The organism is Sebaldella sp. S0638 (assembly GCF_024158605.1).
Lineage (GTDB): Bacteria > Fusobacteriota > Fusobacteriia > Fusobacteriales > Leptotrichiaceae > Sebaldella.
Genome location: NZ_JAMZGM010000152.1, coordinates 1 through 511, shown reverse-complemented (window position 1 = coordinate 511; position 511 = coordinate 1). Strand labels below are relative to the sequence as shown.

General features: G+C 28.4%; 1 protein-coding gene. It reads right to left on the bottom strand.

The genetic code is table 11. The features are described from left to right. Positions 1–200: IS3 family transposase (locus NK213_RS20715; protein WP_371926460.1), on the bottom strand; the 200-nt coding region annotated here is incomplete at its 3' end. Between the last annotated feature and the right edge of the window lie 311 nt (positions 201–511).

Sequence of the window (511 nt, the reverse complement as noted above, 5' to 3'; positions counted from 1 at the left end):
CCAAATATTTTATGAGCTTTTCCTTTAATATACAGTGGTTTCTTCTTGTTGATAATTGCTTCAATTCCTAGTTCTTTCATATATCTGTACACAGTCGACTTTGAAACGTAAATTCCTTCTAAATTTAAATAGTCATGCATCATTCTATAGCCTGGATTCCCATGATTCTGATGGTAAATCTCTTCTATTCTTTTTAAAATGTTTAGTTTTCTTGTTTCGTAGTCTTTTTTTCTATGTTTTAAGTAATTGTAGTAAGCATTAGATGATATAGCAAATTTTCTAAGTAACCATCTAAGACCGTATTTTAAAGAGTTTAGTTTGATAAATATATACTGTTCTAATCTAGTTCCTTTGCAAAGAATGCCGCTGCTTTTTTTAGGAAATCATTCTCCTTTTTTACTTCGGCTAATTCTTTTTGTAATTTCATAATTTTTCTATATGAATCATTTTCATTTTTTATTTCTGTATTTGTTTGGCATTCTTTGCTTCTATGATGTAGCCAGTACCTTAT